The sequence below is a fragment of the Bacillus crepusculi genome (assembly GCF_014764715.1).
Taxonomy (GTDB): domain Bacteria; phylum Bacillota; class Bacilli; order Bacillales; family Bacillaceae; genus Bacillus.
The window spans coordinates 186,505-210,453 of the sequence record NZ_JACXXE010000001.1; the positions used below are offsets into that span (position 1 = coordinate 186,505).

General features: G+C 40.8%; 18 protein-coding genes. All 18 read left to right on the forward strand.

The window, feature by feature from the left end; all coding sequences use genetic code 11:
- Positions 1-103 precede the first annotated feature (103 nt).
- Positions 104-2,473, forward strand: coding sequence for an FtsK/SpoIIIE family DNA translocase (locus IEE86_RS00940; RefSeq protein WP_191095525.1), 2,370 nt, complete (start codon positions 104-106; stop codon positions 2,471-2,473).
- Between the two features lie 164 nt (positions 2,474-2,637).
- Positions 2,638-3,363: a GntR family transcriptional regulator gene (locus IEE86_RS00945; protein WP_191095526.1), complete on the forward strand. Its 726-nt coding sequence runs from the start codon at positions 2,638-2,640 to the stop codon at positions 3,361-3,363.
- Between the two features lie 103 nt (positions 3,364-3,466).
- Positions 3,467-4,696, forward strand: coding sequence for a bacillibactin exporter BcbE (locus tag IEE86_RS00950; RefSeq protein ID WP_224740769.1), 1,230 nt, complete (start codon positions 3,467-3,469; stop codon positions 4,694-4,696).
- 317 nt (positions 4,697-5,013) lie between these two features.
- Entirely contained in the window at positions 5,014-8,130 is a 3,117-nt protein-coding gene (locus IEE86_RS00955) for an MMPL family transporter (RefSeq protein ID WP_191095528.1), read from the forward strand.
- Positions 8,131-8,275: 145 nt separating this feature from the next.
- Positions 8,276-9,556, forward strand: coding sequence for an EF-P 5-aminopentanol modification-associated protein YfmF (gene yfmF, locus IEE86_RS00960; protein WP_191095529.1), 1,281 nt, complete (start codon positions 8,276-8,278; stop codon positions 9,554-9,556).
- Positions 9,553-10,845: an EF-P 5-aminopentanol modification-associated protein YfmH gene (gene yfmH / locus IEE86_RS00965; protein ID WP_191095530.1), complete on the forward strand. Its 1,293-nt coding sequence runs from the start codon at positions 9,553-9,555 to the stop codon at positions 10,843-10,845. The genes yfmF and yfmH overlap by 4 nt, the downstream gene beginning before the upstream one ends.
- Positions 10,846-10,997: 152 nt before the next feature.
- A complete protein-coding gene (locus tag IEE86_RS00970; RefSeq protein WP_191095531.1) occupies positions 10,998-11,474 on the forward strand; it encodes a MarR family winged helix-turn-helix transcriptional regulator in 477 nt (158 codons plus the stop codon).
- Positions 11,452-14,571 carry an MMPL family transporter gene (locus IEE86_RS00975; RefSeq protein ID WP_191095532.1) on the forward strand — a complete coding sequence of 1,040 codons (3,120 nt, stop codon included), beginning with the start codon at positions 11,452-11,454 and terminating at the stop codon, positions 14,569-14,571. The genes IEE86_RS00970 and IEE86_RS00975 overlap by 23 nt, the downstream gene beginning before the upstream one ends.
- Positions 14,572-14,600: 29 nt before the next feature.
- A complete protein-coding gene (gene ymfI / locus IEE86_RS00980) occupies positions 14,601-15,329 on the forward strand; it encodes an elongation factor P 5-aminopentanone reductase (protein WP_191095533.1) in 729 nt (242 codons plus the stop codon).
- A 73-nt stretch (positions 15,330-15,402) separates the two neighbouring features.
- Positions 15,403-15,660 (forward strand): DUF3243 domain-containing protein, encoded by a 258-nt coding sequence (locus tag IEE86_RS00985; protein ID WP_034317570.1) that lies wholly within the window; start codon positions 15,403-15,405, stop codon positions 15,658-15,660.
- A 131-nt stretch (positions 15,661-15,791) separates the two neighbouring features.
- Positions 15,792-16,583 carry a DUF3388 domain-containing protein gene (locus IEE86_RS00990; RefSeq protein ID WP_039166619.1) on the forward strand — a complete coding sequence of 264 codons (792 nt, stop codon included), beginning with the start codon at positions 15,792-15,794 and terminating at the stop codon, positions 16,581-16,583.
- A 23-nt stretch (positions 16,584-16,606) separates the two neighbouring features.
- Complete coding sequence (locus tag IEE86_RS00995; protein ID WP_191095534.1) at positions 16,607-17,509, forward strand: helix-turn-helix domain-containing protein; 903 nt, start codon at positions 16,607-16,609, stop codon at positions 17,507-17,509.
- 75 nt (positions 17,510-17,584) lie between these two features.
- On the forward strand, positions 17,585-18,166 hold the full coding sequence (pgsA, locus tag IEE86_RS01000) for a CDP-diacylglycerol--glycerol-3-phosphate 3-phosphatidyltransferase (protein WP_047202208.1): 582 nt from the start codon (positions 17,585-17,587) through the stop codon (positions 18,164-18,166).
- Positions 18,167-18,181: 15 nt separating this feature from the next.
- A complete protein-coding gene (locus tag IEE86_RS01005) occupies positions 18,182-19,432 on the forward strand; it encodes a competence/damage-inducible protein A (protein WP_191095535.1) in 1,251 nt (416 codons plus the stop codon).
- Positions 19,433-19,609: 177 nt separating this feature from the next.
- A complete protein-coding gene (recA, locus tag IEE86_RS01010; protein WP_191095536.1) occupies positions 19,610-20,656 on the forward strand; it encodes a recombinase RecA in 1,047 nt (348 codons plus the stop codon).
- A gap of 301 nt (positions 20,657-20,957) precedes the next feature.
- Positions 20,958-22,520 carry a ribonuclease Y gene (gene rny / locus IEE86_RS01015; protein ID WP_003211958.1) on the forward strand — a complete coding sequence of 521 codons (1,563 nt, stop codon included), beginning with the start codon at positions 20,958-20,960 and terminating at the stop codon, positions 22,518-22,520.
- 89 nt (positions 22,521-22,609) lie between these two features.
- Positions 22,610-23,404 (forward strand): TIGR00282 family metallophosphoesterase, encoded by a 795-nt coding sequence (locus IEE86_RS01020; protein ID WP_191095537.1) that lies wholly within the window; start codon positions 22,610-22,612, stop codon positions 23,402-23,404.
- A gap of 202 nt (positions 23,405-23,606) precedes the next feature.
- Positions 23,607-23,867 carry a stage V sporulation protein SpoVS gene (gene spoVS, locus IEE86_RS01025; protein ID WP_191095538.1) on the forward strand — a complete coding sequence of 87 codons (261 nt, stop codon included), beginning with the start codon at positions 23,607-23,609 and terminating at the stop codon, positions 23,865-23,867.
- The last annotated feature ends 82 nt before the right edge of the window (positions 23,868-23,949 follow it).

The following is a 23,949-nucleotide window of genomic DNA, read 5'->3' on the forward strand; positions in this document are numbered from 1 at the left end:
CTATAATAAAGGGAAAACTTACAACAAGATGCAGCCGAAACCAGGCTGCTTTCTTTCTGATCTTTCAGTAGGTTATATTTTCTTTCGTAGTAAGGTGATGAGTATGGCTAAAAAGAGAAAACGTAAAACGAGAAAAAAACAAAATAAACAGCTAAAACTGAAATATGAATTAAATGGGTTAGTCTGTATTGCCATAGCGATCATTGCCATTTTACAGCTAGGTGTTGTTGGACAAACCTTTGTACATCTATTCCGATTCTTTGCAGGTGAATGGTTTATTCTCTGCCTTATCGGATTATTTCTTTTTGGTGTGACAATCTTTTGGAAAAAACAAATCCCAGATATGCTAACAAGAAGAAAAGCAGGTCTATACTGCATGATTGCGAGCATCTTGCTTTTGTCACATGTGAAGCTTTTTCAGCACCTGTCATCTGCAGGAGTCATAGGCTCTCAAAGTGTGATCAGAAATACGTTTGAGCTTTTCTTAATGGACATGAAAGGTGAGACTGGAACGCCTGATTTAGGGGGCGGTATGATCGGTGCCATATTATTTGCAGCCTCGTATTTCTTATTTGCACAAGCAGGCTCTCAAATCATGGCGATTGTTCTCATGCTGATTGGAATTGTTCTGATCACAAATCGATCACTGCAAGAAATGGTCAAAAAAGTGACACTCCCTGTATCACAATTTATGGTAAAGCAGTGGAAGGCGTTTGTTCAAGATATGAAAGGGATCAGGCAGGCGAAAAAGAGTGCATCCTCTCAGAAAACAGGTGAAAAGAAAAAACGTTCACGCATTCAAAAAGATGACGAAGAAGATGATATGTTGATCGAGGAGGAAACACTCTCTCCTGACAACAGTCAGCCCATTATTTCAAGCTTTGCAGACCGGGATGACATCCTCACCCCGCCGGTTCAAAAAGAGCGGGGAATAAAAGAGTCAGAACCGCTTCAAGAGACCATGCAAAATGCACCATCTGAAGATATGGCTGTTGAAGCAAAGGAAGCTCCGCCGATGACGTTTACTGAACTTGAAAACAAAGATTACGAATTGCCGTCTCTTGATATTTTGGCAGAGCCGCAGCATTCAGGTCAGCAAACAGATAAGAAAAATATATATGAAAATGCAAGGAAGCTAGAAAAAACATTTCAAAGCTTTGGTGTAAAGGCGAAGGTCACTCAGGTTCATTTAGGGCCGGCTGTGACCAAATATGAAGTCTACCCAGATGTCGGCGTCAAGGTAAGTAAGATTGTGAATTTAAGTGATGATTTAGCCCTTGCTCTAGCAGCAAAAGACATTCGGATTGAAGCGCCGATTCCTGGGAAATCAGCCATCGGAATTGAAGTTCCGAATGCAGAAATTGCCATGGTTTCTTTAAAAGAAGTCTTAGAATCGAAGCAAAATGACCGTCCAAATGCAAAGCTCCTCATTGGACTTGGCCGAAATATTTCCGGTGAAGCCGTTCTCGCTGAAATGAACAAAATGCCGCATTTACTTGTAGCAGGATCAACCGGAAGTGGAAAAAGTGTCTGTATCAATGGCATTATCACAAGTATTCTCATGAGAGCGAAACCTCATGAAGTGAAAATGATGATGATTGACCCGAAAATGGTGGAGCTAAATGTCTATAATGGCATCCCGCATCTTTTAGCTCCAGTTGTCACGGATCCAAAGAAAGCCTCTCAGGCACTCAAAAAAGTTGTCAGTGAGATGGAGCGCCGGTATGAATTGTTTTCTCATACTGGGACAAGGAATATTGAAGGATACAATGATTACATTAAACGAATGAATCAATCAGAGGAGGCAAAGCAGCCAGAACTTCCTTATATCGTCGTCATTGTAGACGAGCTTGCCGATTTAATGATGGTCGCTTCCTCTGATGTGGAAGATTCCATTACAAGACTTTCCCAAATGGCACGTGCTGCAGGTATTCACTTAATTATTGCGACACAAAGACCTTCTGTCGATGTCATTACAGGGGTCATTAAAGCCAACATCCCATCCCGTATCGCCTTTAGTGTGTCCTCACAAACAGATTCAAGAACGATCCTTGATATGGGAGGAGCAGAGAAACTGCTCGGTAGAGGGGATATGCTGTTTTTACCTGTCGGAGCAAACAAGCCGGTCCGTGTGCAAGGTGCCTTTTTATCAGATGAAGAAGTGGAACATGTTGTGGATCATGTCATCACGCAGCAAAAAGCGCAATATCAAGAAGAAATGATACCAACTGAAGAAACGCAGGATCAGCTTACGGCTGTGGATGACGATTTATATGATGAAGCGGTTGAACTAATTATTGGCATGCAGACGGCTTCTGTCTCTATGCTTCAAAGAAGATTCCGCATCGGTTATACACGAGCGGCACGCCTGATTGACGCAATGGAAGAGCGCGGGGTTGTAGGTCCATATGAAGGAAGTAAACCGAGAGAAGTTCTGCTTTCCAAAGAACAATATGACGAGCTCTCTTCATAAATCGAAGAGAGCTTTCCTAAAATAAAGTCAACGATAGTATGATGATGTTGACTCGATGTCAGACTATTTATTTATTTACAAAAACATGATATAGTTATGTTCATCTTATCTCGGAATAGAGATTTCTCATCTTATCATTTGCATTGATTAGACGGAGGGAAAACATGTCGACCAAAACAGACAATCGCCATTTATATTTGAAAGTGATTGACCGTATTAAAGAAGATATTCAAACAGGCGTATATGCCGAAAAAGAAAAGCTGCCTTCAGAGTTTGAGCTCTCAAAACTTTTAGGCGTGAGCAGAGCGACACTGCGTGAAGCCCTTCGTATATTAGAAGAAGAGAAGTATTTAATTAGAAGGCACGGTGTGGGAACGTTCGTCAACTCAAGACCTCTCTTTTCTACAGGTATTGAGCAGCTGACAAGTGTCACGAAAATGATAGAGCAGGTCAATATGACGCCAGGCACCATCTTTTTATCCTCACAAGAAGGGGAGCCAACAGAGAATGATGTCATTCGCTTTCAGTGTGATGAATCTGATGAGATTTTTTCAATGGAACGAGTTCGAACAGCAGATGGACAGCCAGTTGTTTATTGTTTAGATAAAATTCCGGTCAAACATCTTCCTGCTTCTTTTACCCATGAAGAAGAATCGCTTTTTGAGCTGTTTGGAAGAGAACCACACAGCGGGATTAAATATGCAGTTGCTGACATTGAACCGATTGGCTATCACGATCAAGCCTCACCGATACTTGAATGTGATCCTGAAACGGCGTTACTTTTACTGAAACAAATGCACTATGATCAGGATGATCAGCCGGTCTTATACTCACTCAATTACTTTCGAGCGGATAAATTCAGCTTTCATGTCATACGTAAACGATTTTAACAAAGCAGTCGCTATCATAGGCGGTTGCTTTTAGTTTGTCCATACATAAAACCCGTAAAACTTGCCACACTAATACGTAACAGTATATAGAATTGGGTGAATGATGTTGGGCGAGAAAACCGTCAGTAAAAAGAATATTATTGCATTATCATCAGTGCCTCTAATCATGACACTTGGGAACTCGATGTTAATACCAGTATTGCCTGAGATAGAAAAGAAACTTTCCATCACTTCCTTTCAAGTCTCACTCATTATTACGGTTTACTCCGTTGTGGCGATCTTATGTATTCCAATTGCCGGCTATTTATCTGACCGGATTGGGCGGAAAAAGGTCCTGCTACCGTGCCTCTTAATTGCAGGACTTGGAGGAGCTGTGGCAGCTGTTGCCTCAACCATTATGAAAGAACCCTACATGTGGATTCTGTTTGGCAGGGTCCTTCAAGGTGTGGGCTCAGCCGGAGCGGCACCTGTTGTCATGCCGTTTATAGGAGATTTGTTTCATGATGATGAAGAGGTGAGTGCGGGACTTGGCGCCATTGAAACCTCTAATACAGCTGGAAAGGTGCTAAGCCCTATTATAGGGGCACTTCTTGCTTCATGGTTTTGGTTTGTGCCGTTTTGGTTCATTCCGTTCTTTTCGATCATCAGCTTTCTCATGGTACTCTTTATGGTGGAGTCTGCGAAGAAAGAGGAGGAGCCGCCTACATTTAAAGAATTTTTAAAATCAACTAAGACCATTTTTAAGCATGAGGGACGCTGGCTTTATGCCATTTTTGCTATTGGCGGTTTTATTATGTTTCTTCTTTTTGGTGTGCTCTTTTACTTATCCGATAACCTAGAGGCAGCGTATCAAATAAAGGGTGTCAAAAAAGGGCTGCTGCTTAGTATCCCGCTTCTTTTTTTATCAATCAGCTCCTTCATTGCTGGGAAAACGATCGGAAAAGAAAAGGGGAAAATGAGAATCTTTTTAATTGCTGGCATGGCTCTTTTATCAATTTCCTATCTTTTTTTATGGTGGAATCACAGTTTTTACGTCTTGTTTATCTGTTTAAGCATTGGGGGAGTGGGGATCGGTATTGTTCTTCCTGCACTTGATGCGTTGATTACAGAAGGAATTGAAAAAGAGCAGTGCGGAACCATTACGTCATTTTATAGCAGTATGCGGTTTATCGGAGTCGCTTTAGGGCCTCCAATTTACGCCTTTCTCATGGATAAAGGAGACTCCATCGTTTTTATTCTCTCGACCATATGCAGTCTCATTTCATTATTTTTGGTCCTCTTTTTCATCCAGCCAGATGAAAAGGATGAAAGTGAACAATTGAAAACGGTTTAAACTTAGAAAAAAGACGGTATTTTGCCATCTTTTTTCTTTTTTATAAATTGACATGTAAAATTTTGATAGTTAAACTAATGTATAGTAATATCTTTTAAAATATCCCAAATAGGAGGTGTTCAAAAACATTCATTTTCTGTCTTACTTAAGGCAGAAATTGAGATCGTGGCTGATGATGGATATGTGTTTCTTCAACACGAAAGGACAATTGAATAGGTCATCCTGCCATTAGCAAGTTGAAGGAGAAGCAGTCAGCACTTCAGACACGCTCAACGACAGCAAAATGATTGATGAACTAGAAGGAGCTTGAAGCAGCTATGTTGCAAATTATTAAAGCAAGATGGATTGTATTAGTGGTGTGGATGATAACAGCTGTTATTCTGTTTATTACTGCGCCCGATTTAGAGGAATTAACAAGAGAAAAAGGGCAATTAAAGGTTCCGGAGGGGACACCAACAGCTGAGGCACTTCACTTATTGGATAAGCTATCAGATCATAATGGGAAAAAAGATACTGGTGTGATTGTTTTCTCCGAACAACATCTGTTCCCTGCGAAAGAGCAGGAATTAAAAAAGGCTTTAGCTGCACTTAATACACATGCCCCAGAACTCCACATTGACGGAATTACTTCGTATTTTCATGTAGATCCGGACATTCAAAAACAACTTTTATCAAAGGATAAAAGTACACTTCTTGTTCCATTCAAATTCGATCACTACGAAACAAAAGCTGTGAAGATTAAAGAACAAATTGAGGAAGTTTTAAAGCCCTACAACGTCTCATATGAAATGACGGGTCAAAAATTTGTGGATTCAGATGTCATTAAAAGCTCTCAAGAAGGTCTGAAGAAAACTGAACTTATTACAATGATTTTTATTTTCTTTATTTTAATAATTGTATTCAGATCGATATTGGCACCTGTTGTTCCGCTCATTACGATTGGCATTTCTTACGCTGTCAGTCGGTGTATTGTGGCTTTTCTTGTAGAATATACACAATTTCCTCTATCTAATTTTACTCAGATTTTTATGGTAGCCATTATGTTCGGGATAGGAACGGATTATTGTATATTGCTTTTAAGCCGTTTTAAAGAGGAGATTGGCCAGGGACGTGATGTCAAAGAAGCAATAATCATCACGTATCAATGTGCTGGGAAAACGGTGTTTTTCAGCGGCTTAGCCGTGTTAGTCGGCTTCTCAAGTATTGGTTTTGCTAAATTCCAATTGTATCAATCAGCCGTCAGTGTTGCCGTAGGGGTTGGCATATTGCTCATTGCCCTTGTCACCATTGTTCCCTTTTTTATGACCGTCTTTGGAAAATCCCTTTTCTGGCCATCTAAAAGAGAAAACATTAAGCATCCGCAAAGCAAGATATGGGAATGGGCTGGCCGTTTTTCCTTCAAAAGGCCGCTGATTAGCTTAGGTTTAGTCGCACTTATCACTGTACCTCCTATCCTGATGTATGACGGCACCCTTTCTTATAACAGTTTAAATGAGATTGGGGCAAAGTATGAGTCAGTGTCTGCATTTAATACGATCTCAGAGCAATTCGGCTTTGGTGAAGCCCTGCCGCTGAATGTACTTGTGGAAAGTGACAAAGAGCTAGATAATCAAGAAAAGATTGTCATGATTGAAAAACTGACCCGTAAATTAAATGACATTGAGGAAGTAAAAGCAGTTCGCAGTGTCACACGTCCTGTTGGAGCCGGGTTAAGCCAGCTTTACGTCACTTCACAAGCGAAAGAGCTTGGAGGAGAGCTTGGAAAAGGTCAAGAGGGAATTGGGAAAATTTCTGATGGCTTGACCGAAACAAACCTAGCGCTTCTCAAACAAAAACCAAAAATTGAAGAATCTGCTAAAGGTATTGACCAGCTGATTGATGGGACAAAAGCCATCAAAAGTGGCATCGGAGAAGTAAGGAAATCTCTGATTTCTTTGGAGGATGGGGTCAGGCGCAGTAAAGATGGAGTAGGTACCATTCGAAAGAAAATCAAAGAAGCAAAAAAAGAATTAGAGCAAGAATATCGCAGCAGTGAAGCCAACATTGAAGAGCTTAAGCGAGTGGTGAATACGCTGGAACGTCATGCGAAATCCAATCAGCAGCTGATGACAACCATTAAGAAAGTACAGCAATCCTATGACAATCTATCATTTGAGGCACTTGAACATCGGCTTCCAGAAGTAAAGGATATGGATGAATATAAGGAAATCAAAAAGGTATTCAAAGACACAAAAGGAATGCTTGATCAAGCTGGAGATCAAATGAGTGTGTATGAAGAGGAAGCATCTGCGTTTAAACAAAAGATCAAAAAAGCAGATCAAGTGATTCAAACATTATCAAGCAAGCAAAAGCAAGTACAACGTCAAGTACAGGCTCTAATGACAGGGCTGGATGAAATTTATGATGGTCTTGATCGAACAAATGAAGGGCAAAAACAATTGATTAAAGAAATGCCTAAAATCGAAGATGGCGCAGATCAGCTAACAGATGGTCAAAAAGCCATCAAAAAAGGATTTAACCAGCTATCATCAAAACTAACATTATTAACAGATGGTTTAGATGAAAGTATTTCAGGGCTTGAGCAAGTCAAAAGCGGCTTCACCGAGGCTGACAGCTACTTAAAACAGCTTCAGCAAGCGCCAGATGAAGAGGTAACAGGCTGGTTTATCCCGGAAGAAGTATTAAAACGCCATGAATTTAAGCAAATATTTAATACGTATATGTCTCCAGATCGTAAATTAACGACCTTTGAAGTCATTTTAAACGTGAATCCATACAGCAATGAAGCGATGAAAGGTGTAGCGAAAATCGAGGACACCCTTGATCGATATTTACCTGTAAGTGGACTCGGACATGCCAATTATGGTGTATCCGGTATATCAAGCTTAAATGTAGACTTAAAAGAAACGTCTGACGGTGACTTTATTAGAACGGTCATTTTCATGTTAATTGGTATCTTCTTTATTTTAATTTTATTATTACGGTCAATCGTCATGCCGATATACTTAACACTTTCACTTATTTTAACGTATTTTACATCCATCGGATTAACAGAGTGGATCTTTAAAACATTTTTTGGCTACGACGGTGTTAGCTGGGCTGTCCCATTTTTCAGCTTTGTCATTCTTGTTACACTCGGCATTGATTATTCGATCTTCCTCATGGATCGTTTTAATGAATGGAAGGGAGAGCATGTTCAAGCATCCATGATATCAGCGATGAGAAATATGGGCTCAGTCATTATTTCAGCAGTTGCCATTTTAGCGGGAACCTTTGCCGCCATGCTGCCATCGGGTGTGTTATCACTTGTTGAAATTGCCACGGTCGTCCTCATTGGACTATTATTATATGCTTTTGTTGTTCTACCGCTCTTTATCCCGGTCATGGTTCGCATTTTTGGTAAATGGAATTGGTGGCCTTTTAGAATGAAATAACGAATTGCGTCTCTGCTCATAGCAGAGGCGTTTTTATTTCCTATCCTTTCCTCTGATTGATATAATGACTATTAAATGGCTGTTTCACGTATATATCAGCTATGTTCTAATACATAATAAATAGGATGAACAAAGGAGGTTTCTCATGACGTACTTACAAGAGAAGACATTTCGTACACCTGGTCTTCATACTCATATTGTCAAAACAGAAAAATTTAAAACCGTGACGATCCTTTTTAAAATGCTTGCGCCTCTATCAAAAGATGACGTCACCATGCGTTCTCTTTTTCCGCATGTGCTGTTAAGAGGAACAGAAAAAATGCCGAAAACAGGAGAATTGCGTGCTTATTTTGATGAGCTCTATGGTGCAACTGTTTCGGCTGACATGGCGAAAAAAGGAGAAAATCACATCATTACATTCCGCCTCGAAATGGCGAATGAAAAATATTTAAAGGATCAAACACCCTTACTAGAAAAAGGAATTGCTTTGCTATCTGATCTATTATTTCATCCACACGTTGAAGATGGTGTGTTTAGTGATTTATATGTAGAGCAAGAGAAACGCACGTTAAAACAGCGAATTCAAGCAGTGTATGATGACAAAATGCGTTATTCAAACTTAAGGCTTGTGCAGGAAATGTGTAAAGGTGAACCATATGCGCTGCACGTCAATGGTGAAATGGAAGATATTGAGGCAATCACTGCAAGCACGCTCTTTGAAGCTTATGAGCATGCGCTTCAAACAAACCAGCTTGACCTCTATGTTGTGGGAGATGTTGACGAACAAGACATCAATCGAATGGTCTCTCAATACTTCAAAACAAATGAAAGAGAGCCAGTGACACAAAATGCCGAATCATCAAGATCACAAAAAGAACCAAAAGAGGTCATTGATGAAGAAGACGTAAAACAAGGAAAGCTGAATATTGGTTTTCGCACGCATACGACGATTGCAGATGAAGATTATCCTGCGTTGCATTTGTTTAATGGCATATTCGGCGGATTTTCGCATTCCAAGCTATTTATTAATGTTCGGGAAAAAGCAAGTCTTGCGTACTACGCTGTGTCTAGACTTGAGAGCTTTAAAGGCTTGATGATGGTCATGTCAGGCATTGAAGTCGGAAACTACCAGCAGGCAGTAGACATCATTAAAGAACAATTTGAAGCGATGCAAAAAGGTGATTTTTCAGATGAAGCGATTGATCAAACAAAGGCTGTCGTCAAAAATCAGCTGCTAGAAACGATTGATACGTCTTATGGGACTGCCGAATATTTGTATCAGCATGCCGTTGTGCCGACAGGGGAAACCCTTGATTCCTTTTTAGAAGCATTAGACCGAGTGACAAAAGAGGATATCATCAAAGTGGGTCAGAAAATCGAATGGGATACGACCTATTTTCTTAAAGGAACGGAGGGTGCTTCATGACAGTGAAAACAATTCAATTCGATCAGCTGCAGGAAACGGTCTATCACGAAAAAATGGACAGCGGACTTGATGTCTATGTCCTGCCAAAGCAAGGGTTTAACAAAACCTATGCGACCTTCACAACAAAATATGGCTCTGTCGATAACGAATTTGTCCCGCTCGGCAAAGAAAACATGATCCGAGTGCCTGACGGAATTGCTCATTTCTTAGAGCATAAGCTGTTTGAAAAAGAAGATGGCGATGTGTTCCATACATTTAGTAAACAAGGAGCATCCGCAAACGCTTTTACAACGTTTACGAGAACGGCTTACTTATTCTCAAGCACTTCAAATGTTGAACAAAACCTTGAGACACTTATTGATTTCGTTCAAGAGCCTTATTTTACCGAAAAAACGGTTGAAAAAGAAAAAGGCATCATCGGTCAAGAAATCAATATGTATGATGACAATCCGGATTGGCGTTTATTCTTTGGTCTGATTGAAAATCTTTATCAAGAGCATCCAGTGAGAATTGACATTGCTGGAACAGTCGAAAGTATTGCTCCAATTACAAAGGACCATTTGTATGAATGCTATGAAACGTTCTATCACCCAAGCAATATGCTTCTATTCGTCGTCGGTCCTGTTGACCCGAAGCAAATATTAAATCAAGTCAGAGCGAATCAGGCGAAAAAGCCGTTTACAGACCAGCCTGAGATCAAACGAAAAGACATCAATGAGCCCGAAGGTGTGTACCGGAAAGAATACGAACTTCCAATGAACGTACAAGGCTCTAAATGTATGTTCGGTTTGAAAACAAAGAACCCTCATAAAAAAGGAAATCAGCTGCTAAAGCATGAGCTTGGGATGAATCTCATTTTAGAGACGCTGTTTGGCAAAAGCTCCTTACAGTATGAACAGATGTATGAAAAAGGCTTAATTGATGAAACGTTCAGCTACGATTATACGGAAGAAGGCGGCTTTGGCTTCACTTCAGTTGGCGGAGATACAAATGATCCTGATCAGCTGGCAAAAGAATTAAAAGAAACCCTTCTTCAAGCCAAAAGCCTGATCACAGAAGAAAAAATTGAGCTTGCACGCAAGAAGAAAATCGGCAGCTTTTTAAAAGCCATGAACTCTCCAGAATACATTGCGAACCAATTCACTCGATATGCATTCTTGGACATGAGCTTATTTGATGTCGTGACTGTGCTTGAACAAATCCAATTATCCGATATTCAACAAATATTAGACGAAGAAATTGACGAAGAACGGATGTCCGTTTTCAAAGTCGTCCCAAAAACAAAATAAATAAAAAAAGACAAACTCAGGTCAAAAGAGTTTGTCTTTTTTATGTCCAATTAAAAAATACATGTTCTTTATGAGGATATGGATTGACAATTGTTTTGGCTATTAGTTAAACTCTTTAATAGTTAAACACTTAAACTAAAAAGGAGTAGCGTATGGAACAAAATAAAATTGCACAGCTCATTCAGAGATATGCAGACGTCTATCTCATGATGGAGAAAAAAGTATCGAGTATGATCACTGAAAAGCTTGATAAAGAGCTGACGCTTGATCAGTATTACTCGCTTCGATACATCAATTTACATCCAGGGTGTACATCAACGGACCTTGCTTATGTATGTAATGTGAATAAAAGTGCTGTCACATCCATGACAAATCGTCTATTTACGAAAAACTATATTGTCCGTGAGCACGATCAAGCCGATCGAAGAAATGTTCACCTGTACGTCACCCCTGAGGGGAAAGATGTGGTCAACCGAATGGAAAAACAGCTTCAGGATCTTGTTCGATCCTATTTTGAAAAGCTAGAAGAAAAGGAAATGGAATCATTTATTCAAACATATGAAAAGATTTATCAAGTGATCATCGAAGAGGAGGCACAAAGTAATAATGAGAGCAATCATAAAGGGTAGATGGCTGATTACGATCCTTTGGGTCGTCTTAGCGGCAGTGTTACTCATCACCGCTCCTAATATGGCGCAACTAACAAAAGAAAAAGGGCAAATTTCTGTACCAGATGGTTATCCGTCCTCATATGCCAATCAGTTATTAAAGAAAATGTCTGAAAACGGTGATACAGAAAAATCAATCGTCATCGTCTTTCAAGAAAAAAACATTGTCAAAGAAAGAGAAACATCATTAAAAAAGGCAATGGAAATTTTAGAAAAGGATAAAGATCTCCACATAGAAGACATCACTTCTTATTTTGAAGCGAACAAAGATATCAAAAAACAAATGCTCTCTAAAGATCAAACGACACTGCTTGTTCCAGTTACATACGACTCGAACAAAATCAAAGCATCCGATTTCAAAGAAAAAGTCAATGAAAAGCTGAAGAGCTTGAACCTGACATTTGAAATGACAGGACAGCCGCTAATTGATGATGATGTCATCACAAGCTCCCAAGAAGGTCTGAAGAAAACAGAGTTCATTACGATTGGATTTATTCTAATCGTCCTAGTGCTTGTCTTTAGATCAGCGGTGGCGCCTTTCGTTCCTTTAGTCGCAGTAGCACTGTCTTACTTGGTCAGTCAATCCATCGTGGCTTATTTAGTCAAATATCTAGACTTTCCGCTCTCGACCTTTACCCAGATCTTTATGGTCGCGATCATGTTTGGAATTGGAACAGACTACTGCATACTGCTTCTCAGCCGTTTTAAAGAAGAGATTTCGCACGGAAAAGACAAAATTGAAGCGATTCTGATTACGTATAAAACAGCAGGAAAGACCGTCTTTTTCAGCGGAATTGCTGTCCTGATCGGTTTTATATGTATTGGCTTTGCGCAATTCCAGCTTTATAAATCAGCGGTTGCAGTAGCAGTTGGGGTTGCTGTGCTCATTGTGGCCCTTCTCACGATTGTCCCGTTCTTTATGGCGGTTTTAGGAAAAGTGTTATTTTGGCCGATTAAAGGTGATATTGCCCACCCGCAGTCAAAAATGTGGGAAACAGCGGGCCGTTTCTCTTTTAAGAAACCACTTTTCAGTTTATTAATCGTAGCGATTATTACACTCCCGTCTATTTTTATGTATAAAGGAACCCTTTCTTATAACAGCTTAGATGAGATCGGTAATAAATATGAGTCCGTCAATGCGTTCAATACGATTTCTGACAAATTTGGACCAGGTGAAGCACTCCCAGCAACAGTTGTGGTGAAATCATCTGACCTTCTAGACAATAACAAAGGGCTGATTGCCGTCGAAAAGCTCAGCCGCGCGATTGAGCAAACAGATGGCGTAAGTAAAGTCAGAAGTGCAACGCGTCCTGTTGGTAAAGGGCTGAGTGATCTGTACGTAAAGTCACAAGCCAAAGAGCTGAATACCGGACTTGATAAAAGTAACGAAGGCTTGAAAAAAATCCAAGATGCACTGACGACAATGAGTAAATCCATTGAGGATCAAACGCCACAAATCAAATCATCTGGAAAAGGCATTAACAAACTGATTTCTGGTACCGAATCTGTGCAAACAGGCATTCAAAACGTCGAGAAATCATTAAGAGAACTGCAAGACGGAATTGATCAAAACAAAAAAGGTGTAGCAAAGATTAAAGAGGAAATAAAGGGTGCGAAAAAGGAATTGACGGCTCAAGTCGCCCAAGTGAATCAGCAAGTTGCGCTATATAAAAGCATTTCCAAAGAATTAAAGGCAGCCTTAGCGCAAGTCGATACATCATCCTCTGCTGCAGCGGATGTCAAAGCGTTGATCACACAAACGAATAAACAATTCAGTACACTCGAAAAGCAAATTCCACAAGTAAAAGAAAACCAATCGTATCAAGCCATCAAAGCTTCATACAATGAACTAGCTACTACTTTGCAAGAAGCATCCAAACAAGCAGACAGCTATGCAAAACAAGCAAAAGAAGCAAAAAAACAGCTTGAAGCAGCTGATGCCTTTATCGCAAAAGCTTCAGAGCAGCAAAAGATTTTTACAAATAAGATTGATCAGCTCATTGCTGGCTTAGACGCAGTTGAAACTGGCCTCGATCAAACGTCTAAAGGTCAGGGACAGTTAGCGGATAATATGCCAAAGCTTGCAAATGGAGCTGGCGATATCATTAACGGTCAAAAGCAGATGAAAGAAAAGATTGGCGGCTTTGGTAATGACCTGACCAAGCTGACAGATGGACTGAACAAAAGTGTAGATGGACTAAAGAAAATTTCAAGTGGTTTAATGGGTGCAGGTGATTATTTAGACGAACTGAAAAATGCACCAGATCAAGACATGGCCGGCTGGTTTATTCCAAAAGATGTCCTAAAAAATAAAGCATTCAAGCAAGTATTTGATTCCTACATGTCGGATGATCGCAAGATGACAAAGATTGATGTCATTTTAGAAAAAAATCCATATGGCAATGAAGCCTTGTCGACGATTAAGCAGGTAGAAGCTTCTGTCGAGCGGGCACTTCCTGAAACAAATCTAAAAGATGTGTCATTTGGCGTTTCTGGCGTATCAAGTATGAATGCTGATTTAAAGCAGCTGTCAGACCAAGATTTCAATAAGACGGTTCTTTACATGATGATCGGTATTTTCCTCATATTGGTGATTTTGTTCCGGTCACTTGTCATGCCGCTGTACTTGGTTGGTTCACTCATTTTGACTTACTTTACAGCAATCGGTGTAACAGAATTTATTTTCACCCATTTCTTTGGGTACCCGGGCATTAACTGGGCTGTTCCATTCTTCGGCTTTGTCATATTAATGGCGCTCGGAGTAGATTATTCGATTTTCTTAATGGAGCGGTTCAATGAATACAAAACAAAAGACATTCAGTTTGCCATGACTGAATCAATGAAGAATATGGGATCTGTCATCATGTCTGCTGCGGTCATTTTGGCAGGAACATTTGCAGCGATGCTGCCTTCAGGTGTGCTGTCTCTCTTACAGATTGCAACACTTGTCCTGACAGGACTTTTACTGTATGCACTCGTTGTGCTACCATTATTCGTACCTGTTATGGTCAAATTGTTCGGATCAGCAAACTGGTTCCCATTTAAACGAAAAGAATAGGTATTTCAAAAAGAAAGAAGGAATCATGTATGAGTCGTTGGGCGCTTATTACTGGTGCCAGTGGCGGGATTGGGCAGGCGGCAGCCAAAAAGCTTGCCCAAGAAGGCTGCCACCTGATACTCCATTATCATCAAAATGAACAGGCAGCCATGCGTCTCTCCGCTCATCTGGAAGAGACATATGAAAGAAAGACATCCGTTGTTCAAGCTGATTTAGCGAAAACGGGCGGAGCAGAGGAGCTTGTCAGTCGTCTGCCGCTTGATCCAGATATTCTTGTTTTAAATAGCGGGATTAGCCATGTCGGTTTAGTGACAGATACTAAAAAAGAAGTTTTAGCCAGTATGGTGCAGCTTCATGTCACAAGTCCATATGAGCTCACCCAATCCCTTTTGCCTGCCATGATTCAAAAAAAAGCAGGCCATATCATTGCAGTTACTTCCATATGGGGAGAAACGGGCGCTTCGTGTGAAGTGCTGTACAGCATGGTGAAGGGAGCGCAAAATGCGTTTATTAAAGGACTTGCAAAAGAGCTTGCACCAAGCGGAATTAGAGTTAATGCTGTTTCGCCAGGTGCTGTTCAAACGAACATGATGCAAAGCTTCACGCAAGAAGATATTTCGATGCTTGAAGATGAGATTCCGCTCGGCCGCCTTGCAGCACCCGAGGAGATTGCAGATGTCATTTGGTTTCTCGCCTCAAAACAGTCTAGTTATATCACGGGGCAAATTTTATCCGTAAATGGCGGCTGGTACTGTTAAAAAACGTGTATAATTACTCACTCCATGACAAAAGCTATGGCTGTAATTCATCTTTTCGAATGGAGGAATCGACATGTCTGTACTTGAGAGCTGGGACCATTGGAAAAACTTTTTAGGTGACCGTTTAAATCACGCGCAGGATAAAGGTTTATCAGATGATACAATCAACAACCTTGCGTATGAAATTGGCGGATATCTAGCGAACGAAGTGGATGCAAAGAACGAGCAGGAAAGAGTGCTTGCTGACCTTTGGAGCGTTGCATCAGAAGATGAGCAGCGTGCCATTGCAAATATGATGGTCAAGCTTGTTGAAAATAATAGCTCGCACTAAACAAAAAGAGGGGTCGTTTGTGCCTCTCTTTTTATTTTAACCGTTTAGCAACATTGTGCTTTCTAAAAATGTGAAAATGCTTTATGATAAAGGAAGGTAAAAATTTGCCACAATGAAGGGGGTAATATCATTTGGCAAAGCTCGAATGGTATTTTGAATATGAGATACAGGTAAACCGTCCCGGACTTTTAGGAGACATTTCTTCTCTAATGGGGATGCTTTCAATTAATATTGTGACAATTAATGGTGTTGATGTATCAAGACGCGGAATGCTGTTGCGCTGTGACCACACAGAACAAATTAAGCGCCTTGAATCAATTTTAAATACAATGGAAACGATAAAAGTAACAAAATTAAGACAGCCAAAACTTCGCGACCGCTTAGCCGTTCGTCATGGACGATACATCCAGCGGGATGCTGATGACAAAAAGACGTTCCGTTTTGAAAGGGACGAGCTTGGTCTTCTTGTTGATTTTATGGCTGAACTATTTAAAAAAGAAGGACATAAATTGATTGGGATTCGCGGAATGCCGCGTGTTGGAAAAACCGAATCAATTGTTGCTTCAAGTGTTTGTGCAAGCAAGAGGTGGCTGTTTGTATCATCTACTCTTTTGAAACAAACGATTCGCAGTCAGCTGATTGCTGATGAATATAGCCCAGATAACGTCTTTATCATTGATGGGATTGTGTCGACAAGAAGAGGCTCTGAGAAGCACTTACAGCTTTTAAGAGAAATTATGAGACTACCTGCAACAAAAGTGGTGGAGCATCCTGATATCTTTATTCAAAATTCAGAATATACAATGGATGATTTCGACTATATCATTGAGCTGCGCAATAGTGCAGATGAAGAAATTACATATGAGCACGCTGAAGAACCACAAGTGTTTGATCATTCTGGTTTTTCCGGCTTCGATTTTTAATATGGTAATGGTAGGTGTTTGTTTTGACTGAATTGGGAAAACGGCTCGTTGAGGCCAGGGAGGAAAAAGGGATGTCGCTGGAGGATCTTCAGACGGCTACCAAAATCCAAAAGCGCTATTTGCTAGCAATCGAACAAGGGAACTATGATATTATTCCAGGTAAATTTTACGTCAGAGCGTTTATTAAACAATATGCCGAAGCCGTTGGACTAAATCCTGAGCAACTGTTCGAAGAATTTCGTAAAGATATACCAAGCACGTATAACGATGAAGTGTCTGATAAATTATCCAATATTAAACCGCAAAGAGAGCTGCCAAAGCCTGCCTCAAAATTACTTGAGCTATTGCCAACGATTTTAATCATTGGAGGCATACTTGTGGTGATCGCCATTATTTATGTGATCGTTCAAGCGGTCAATCAGGATAGTGGACAGAAGGATAATCAGACGGCTCCTCAGAAAACAGAATCAAAATACGAAGTGTCTGAGGATTCATCCCTTGCAAAGGATCAAAAGAAAAAAGAAAAAGCCGCCTCATCAGATGATAAAGAAAAATCATCTAAAAAAGACGATTCATCAAAAGACGATGAAACTGTATCTTTGAAGGCGACAAATACAGAAGGCTCGACGACAACGTATGAAGTGTCAGGTGCAGATGAGATGAAGTTAACCATTTCTGCCACACAAGCTTCATGGCTGCGCGTGAGAGACGAATCTGGAAAAGTGCTGAAGATGGGTGAACTGAAAGATGGCGAATCATTTAAAACAGACCTATCAGAGCTTTCGCAGGTTGATATCCGTCTAGGGAATGCGACTGGCATTGACATCAAGGTCAATGACGAGACGCTTAAGTACGAATTAGACCCTAAAAGCACCATGACACAAAACATTGTGATTGTGAATAAAGGAAAGGAAAAGTCATCTTAAGCAAGTAGATGACTTTTCTTTTGTTCCTACTATTATATATACATAAAAAATTGCTTTATTGGAGGATTGGATTTCATGTTTAACTTACCGAATAAAATAACTCTTTCTAGGATCGCTTTGATCCCTGTTTTTATGATCATTATGCTTGCACCTTTTGACTGGGGTGTTGCACGCTTTGGGGATGTCAGCATTGAAGTGACTCATCTTGTCGGAGCGATCTTGTTTATTGTGGCTTCGACAACTGACTGGATTGATGGTTACTACGCACGCAAACTCAATTTGGTGACGAATTTTGGTAAATTTTTAGATCCGCTTGCAGATAAATTGCTTGTTTCAGCTGCTTTAATTATACTTGTTCAATACAACCTCACACCGGCATGGATGGCAATTGTGATCATTAGCCGTGAATTTGCTGTAACAGGTCTAAGGCTCGTATTAGCCGGAGGCGGTGAAGTGGTAGCGGCCAATATGCTTGGAAAAGTGAAAACATGGGCGCAAATCATTGCGATTTCAGCCCTTCTATTGCATAACCTGCCGTTTGAGCTTGTATCATTCCCGTTTGGTGACCTTGCGATGTGGGTAGCCGTGTTCTTCACTGTTGTCTCAGGCTGGGATTACTTTGCGAAAAACTGGGAAGCATTAAAGAATTCTAACTAAAAGGACGTGTACGCTTTGAAGTCAGAGAGAAAAGCAGAAATTATTGCAGTCGGTTCCGAACTTTTGCTAGGGCAAATTACGAATACGAATGCACAATTCATCAGCAAACAGCTAGCTGAAATTGGTGTGAATGTGTACTACCACACAGCAGTTGGTGACAATCCAGAGCGTTTAAAAAGGGCCATTCAAGTGGCGCAGGAAAGATCGAATTTGATTATCTTCTCAGGCGGTCTTGGACCAACAAAAGATGATTTAACAAAAGAAACCATTGCAAATACGCTCGGAAAAGAGCTTGTGCTAAATGAAGAAGCGTTTGAATCAATTCAAGATTACTTTCGAAAGACCGGACGTGACATGTCACCGAACAATCGTAAGCAGGCGCTCGTTCTAGAAGGCTCTGATGTGCTAGTAAACCGGTTTGGGATGGCACCAGGTATGTTTATTCAAGAAAAAGATACGTTTTATATTTTACTTCCTGGGCCGCCAAGTGAACTGCACCCGATGTTCGAAAACGAGGCGAAGCCGCTGCTTTCTGAGAAACTTGGCTTAAAGGAAAAAATCGTGTCTGTTGTGCTACGTTTCTTCGGAATCGGTGAATCACAGCTTGAAACAGACCTTGAAGATTTAATCGATGCTCAGACCAATCCGACAATTGCACCGCTTGCAGCTGACGGTGAAGTGACACTAAGGCTCACAGCTAAGCATGAGAATGAAAAAGAGACGGAGCGTCTGTTAAAAGAAACTGAAGCGCAAATTCTAGAGCGGGTTGGTGATTACTTCTACGGATATGGAGAGACCTCTCTTGTCCGCGAAGCTTCCAAGGCCTTGCACGAACACGGGAAAACCGTAGCAGCAGCTGAAAGCTTCACTGGCGGAATGTTCTCCGAATGGCTGACAGATCTCGAAGGGGCATCATCGATTTTGAACGGTAGTGTGGTTTGTTATACCAATCAAATGAAGCAAGAGGTGCTTGGCTGCCGGGAGGAAACATTGTCTTCTCATGGTGCTGTCAGCAAACAGTGCGCGATAGAGCTTGCTGAGGGCGTTAGAAAGCTGACAGGAAGCGATATTGGCATTAGCTTTACTGGTGTGGCAGGACCTTCCAGCCAGGAGGGACAGCCGGTCGGAAAAGTATTCATTGGGCTGTCGACTAAAGATCAGACAGATGTGTTTGAATGGATGTTTACAGGCAGCCGGTCGGGCATTCGAAAACGCGCTGTGAAATATGGCCTGCATCATTTGCTCAACTTATTAAAAGAGAGTTAATTTTCTTTTTTGTTAGGTTTACTCCTTTATAAAAGAGTGTTTTTTCTAATAGAAACGGCTCTTTTCTTAAAAGATCTGCCAAGAAAAAATCGAATATGTGTTCGATTTTTTCTTGGCAAATGACGTAAAACAAGGTATAGTATAGATAGTGGAATTGATAAAGGAGGAAACAATAGAATGAGTGATCGTCAAGCAGCCTTAGATATGGCTCTTAAACAAATAGAAAAACAGTTTGGTAAAGGCTCTATTATGAAACTAGGAGAGCAAACAGATACACGTATTTCAACAGTACCTAGTGGTTCGTTAGCACTTGATACTGCGCTTGGAATAGGTGGATATCCTCGTGGTCGTATTATTGAAGTATATGGTCCAGAGAGTTCTGGTAAAACAACAGTGGCACTTCATGCAATTGCTGAGGTTCAGCAGCAGGGAGGACAAGCAGCATTCATTGATGCAGAGCATGCACTAGATCCAGTTTATGCTCAAAAACTAGGTGTCAATATTGATGAGCTGTTACTTTCTCAGCCGGATACAGGAGAACAAGCACTTGAAATTGCAGAGGCACTTGTCCGCAGTGGTGCAGTTGATATTGTGGTTATCGACTCAGTAGCTGCCCTTGTACCAAAAGCAGAGATTGAAGGAGACATGGGTGATTCACACGTTGGCCTTCAAGCACGTTTAATGTCTCAAGCACTTCGTAAGCTATCAGGTGCTATCAACAAATCGAAAACCATTGCGATCTTTATTAACCAAATTCGTGAAAAAGTAGGGGTCATGTTCGGTAACCCTGAAACAACGCCTGGTGGACGTGCACTGAAGTTCTATTCGTCTGTTCGTTTAGAAGTGCGCCGTGCTGAACAGCTGAAACAAGGCAATGACATTATGGGGAATAAAACGAGAATTAAAGTGGTGAAAAACAAAGTTGCACCGCCATTCCGTATTGCAGAAGTAGACATCATGTACGGTGAAGGGATCTCGAAAGAGGGAGAAATCATCGACCTTGGAAGTGAACTCGATATCGTACAAAAGAGCGGCGCTTGGTATTCTTACCAGGAGGAGCGTCTTGGGCAAGGCCGCGAAAATGCGAAACAGTTCCTTAAAGAAAACAAAGATATCCTTCTCATGATTCAAGAACAAATCAGAGAACACTACGGTTTGGATACAAACGGAGTAAAAGCACCCGAAGAAGAAGAAGGACAAGAAGAATTGGAATTTAAAGACTAAAAAAGGCGCTGAAAAGCGTCTTTTTTTTACAATTACATAACAGATAGCGGGTCAAAAGTTCTGTCTTCGCTTGAAATAACGACTTACGCCTCAGTCTGACTAGCTTGACAAGTATTTCCGACACAATTACAATGGAAATGTATCACTTGTTTTTCTTAACATGATTGATAACTAATTTAAACTTGACAAGGGCAGTGAGGATCTCATTCCCTGTGAAGGCCCTGTATGTTGAGACACAAAACAATGTACATGCCGACACTTTATTTGTAAAACCAAGTTCATAGCAAGAGGAGGTGAAAATATGTCGCCTACGATGTTTACGATCATCTCCATTTTGCTGAGCCTAATCTGTTTAGTTGTTGGCTACTTTGTTCGTAAAACCATTGCAGAAGCAAAAATATCCGGCGCAAGAAACATGGCCGAACAAATTGTTGAGGATGCAAAGCGTGATGCGGAAGCATTGAAGAAAGAAGCGCTCTTGGAAGCGAAAGATGAAATTCATTCGTTTCGTGTAGAGGCGGAGCAAGAAGTTCGTGAAAGACGTAATGAGCTTCAAAGACAAGAAAACCGTTTACTTCAAAAAGAGGAAAATCTTGATCGCAAAGACGAATCTTTAGATAAACGGGAGTCCCTGTTGGAGAAGAGAGATCATTCTCTGAATGAACGACAACAACATATTGAAGAGATGGAAAGCAAAGTGGATGATATGATTCGTTTGCAGAAAGCCGAGTTGGAACGCATTTCTAGTTTAACTCGAGATGAAGCGAAACAAATCATTCTGGATCAAGTTGAAAATGAGCTTTCCCACGACATTGCAGTCATGACGAAAGAATCTGAAAACCGGGCGAAAGAAGAGGCTGATAAAAAGGCGAAAAACATTCTTTCACTTGCGTTACAGCGCTGTGCAGCTGATCATGTAGCTGAAACAACGGTATCTGTAGTCAATCTTCCAAATGATGAAATGAAAGGTCGTATTATCGGACGTGAAGGACGAAATATCCGTACGTTAGAAACGCTAACAGGTATTGACCTGATCATAGATGATACACCTGAAGCTGTCATATTATCGGGCTTTGATCCGATTAGACGTGAAACAGCGAGGATAGCTCTGGACAAGTTAGTCCAGGATGGCCGCATTCATCCTGCACGAATTGAAGAAATGGTGGAAAAATCACGCCGTGAAGTCGATGATTATATCCGCGAGATGGGTGAGCAAACGACATTTGAAGTCGGTGTTCACGGTCTGCATCCGGATCTCATCAAAATTCTCGGTCGCTTAAAATTCCGTACAAGTTATGGACAAAATGTCCTGAAGCATTCAATTGAGGTTGCACATCTTGCAGGTCTCATGGCTTCAGAGCTTGGAGAAGATGCAAAGCTTGCAAAACGAGCAGGTCTTCTGCATGACATAGGAAAAGCCATTGATCATGAAGTAGAAGGAAGCCACGTAGAAATTGGCGTTGAGCTTGCGACGAAATATAAAGAGCATCCTGTTGTCATCAACAGTATTGCCTCTCACCACGGTGACCAAGAACCGACATCTATTATCGCTGTTCTTGTTGCAGCAGCTGATGCATTATCTGCAGCACGCCCTGGTGCAAGAAGTGAGACGCTTGAAAATTACATTCGGAGACTTGAGAAATTAGAAGATATCTCTGAATCTTATGAAGGTGTTGAAAAATCGTTTGCGATACAGGCTGGACGTGAAGTACGTATTATGGTGAAGCCAGATTCAATTAATGATCTTGAAGCTCACCGTCTAGCAAGGGATATTCGTAAGCGAATTGAGGACGAGCTCGATTACCCTGGTCACATTAAAGTGACGGTCATTCGAGAAACTCGCGCAGTAGAGTATGCAAAATAGAGCGGTGCGCTTAGCGCCGCTTTATTTTTTTGTGTAAATATGCAACACTGATAGGAAGATCAATTTATAAGAGAAAGGGTTCAAAACGCATGAAAATATTATTTGTTGGAGATATCGTCGGTTCACCTGGCAGAGATACACTGAAAGAATACTTGCCAAAGCTGAAGAAAAAATATCAGCCGCACTTTACCATTGTCAACGGAGAAAATGCAGCTCACGGGAAAGGCCTTACTGAGAAAATCTATCATGAGCTGCTGCAAACAGGGGCTGACGTGCTCACGATGGGGAACCATACATGGGATAAAAGAGACATTTTCGATTTTATCGATGATGCACCGAACATTGTTCGTCCAGCCAACTTCCCGCAAGGTACGCCTGGAAAAGGGCTCACCTTCATTAAAAAGCAAGGAAAAGAATTAGCTGTCATCAACTTACAAGGACGTACTTTTTTACCTCCAATTGACTGCCCGTTTCAAAAAGTAGATGAATTAATTGCAGAAGCTTCCAAACGCACACCATTTATCTTTATTGATTTTCATGGTGAAGCCACAAGTGAAAAGCTAGCCATGGGCTGGTATACAGATGGTCGTGCATCATGTGTTGTTGGAACGCATACACACGTTCAAACAGCAGATAACCGCGTATTGCCAAAAGGAACTGCGTATATTTCAGATGTTGGAATGACAGGTCCTTATGATGGCATTTTAGGTGTTGACCGGGAAACGATCATTAAACGATTCAAAACGAGCCTTCCTGTCCGCTTTGACATTGCAGAAGGACGCACGACATTAAGTGCAGTCATCGTAGAAATTGACGAACAGTCGAAAAAAGCTGTCAAAATTGATCGAATTTTGATAAATGATGACCATATTTTCTTTGAATAAATGTTCACATATTTATTTCAGAAAAATATTAATCAGAAAGAAGGAATATGCGCCCTCTATCGTGAATATAGTAAAAATGGTAGGTAGCCTGCTATTTTTGAAAAACATTTTGGGGATGGATTTTCAAAAAAATAGCATCATCTAACAAAGATTGTTCTAATGAACACTCACTTATCCATTGTAAATTTAAGGGGGAGCAAAAATGGAAATTTTAAAAGTTTCAGCAAAGTCAAATCCGAATTCGGTAGCAGGAGCATTAGCCGGCGTTTTGCGTGAACGCGGTACAGCAGAAATACAAGCAATCGGCGCTGGAGCACTGAATCAGGCGGTCAAGGCTGTCGCCATTGCAAGGGGATTTGTTGCGCCTAGCGGAGTAGATTTGATATGCATTCCAGCCTTTACTGACATTCTTATCGATGGAGAAGAAAGAACAGCAATCAAACTGATTGTTGAGCCACGATAATTCTAATTTTATTATTTTCAACCTGCTTACATCATGTAAGCAGGTTGTTTTTGTTTACCGCTATACATTTCTTATATAACAT

Coding starts and splice junctions, on each gene's coding strand:
- IEE86_RS00940 (WP_191095525.1), top strand. CDS start 104: ATGGCTAAAAAGAGAAAACGTAAAACGAGAAAAAAACAAAATAAACAG.
- IEE86_RS00945 (WP_191095526.1), top strand. CDS start 2,638: ATGTCGACCAAAACAGACAATCGCCATTTATATTTGAAAGTGATTGAC.
- IEE86_RS00950 (WP_224740769.1), top strand. CDS start 3,467: ATGTTGGGCGAGAAAACCGTCAGTAAAAAGAATATTATTGCATTATCA.
- IEE86_RS00955 (WP_191095528.1), top strand. CDS start 5,014: ATGTTGCAAATTATTAAAGCAAGATGGATTGTATTAGTGGTGTGGATG.
- yfmF (WP_191095529.1), top strand. CDS start 8,276: ATGACGTACTTACAAGAGAAGACATTTCGTACACCTGGTCTTCATACT.
- yfmH (WP_191095530.1), top strand. CDS start 9,553: ATGACAGTGAAAACAATTCAATTCGATCAGCTGCAGGAAACGGTCTAT.
- IEE86_RS00970 (WP_191095531.1), top strand. CDS start 10,998: ATGGAACAAAATAAAATTGCACAGCTCATTCAGAGATATGCAGACGTC.
- IEE86_RS00975 (WP_191095532.1), top strand. CDS start 11,452: ATGAGAGCAATCATAAAGGGTAGATGGCTGATTACGATCCTTTGGGTC.
- ymfI (WP_191095533.1), top strand. CDS start 14,601: ATGAGTCGTTGGGCGCTTATTACTGGTGCCAGTGGCGGGATTGGGCAG.
- IEE86_RS00985 (WP_034317570.1), top strand. CDS start 15,403: ATGTCTGTACTTGAGAGCTGGGACCATTGGAAAAACTTTTTAGGTGAC.
- pgsA (WP_047202208.1), top strand. CDS start 17,585: ATGTTTAACTTACCGAATAAAATAACTCTTTCTAGGATCGCTTTGATC.
- recA (WP_191095536.1), top strand. CDS start 19,610: ATGAGTGATCGTCAAGCAGCCTTAGATATGGCTCTTAAACAAATAGAA.
- rny (WP_003211958.1), top strand. CDS start 20,958: ATGTCGCCTACGATGTTTACGATCATCTCCATTTTGCTGAGCCTAATC.
- IEE86_RS01020 (WP_191095537.1), top strand. CDS start 22,610: ATGAAAATATTATTTGTTGGAGATATCGTCGGTTCACCTGGCAGAGAT.
- spoVS (WP_191095538.1), top strand. CDS start 23,607: ATGGAAATTTTAAAAGTTTCAGCAAAGTCAAATCCGAATTCGGTAGCA.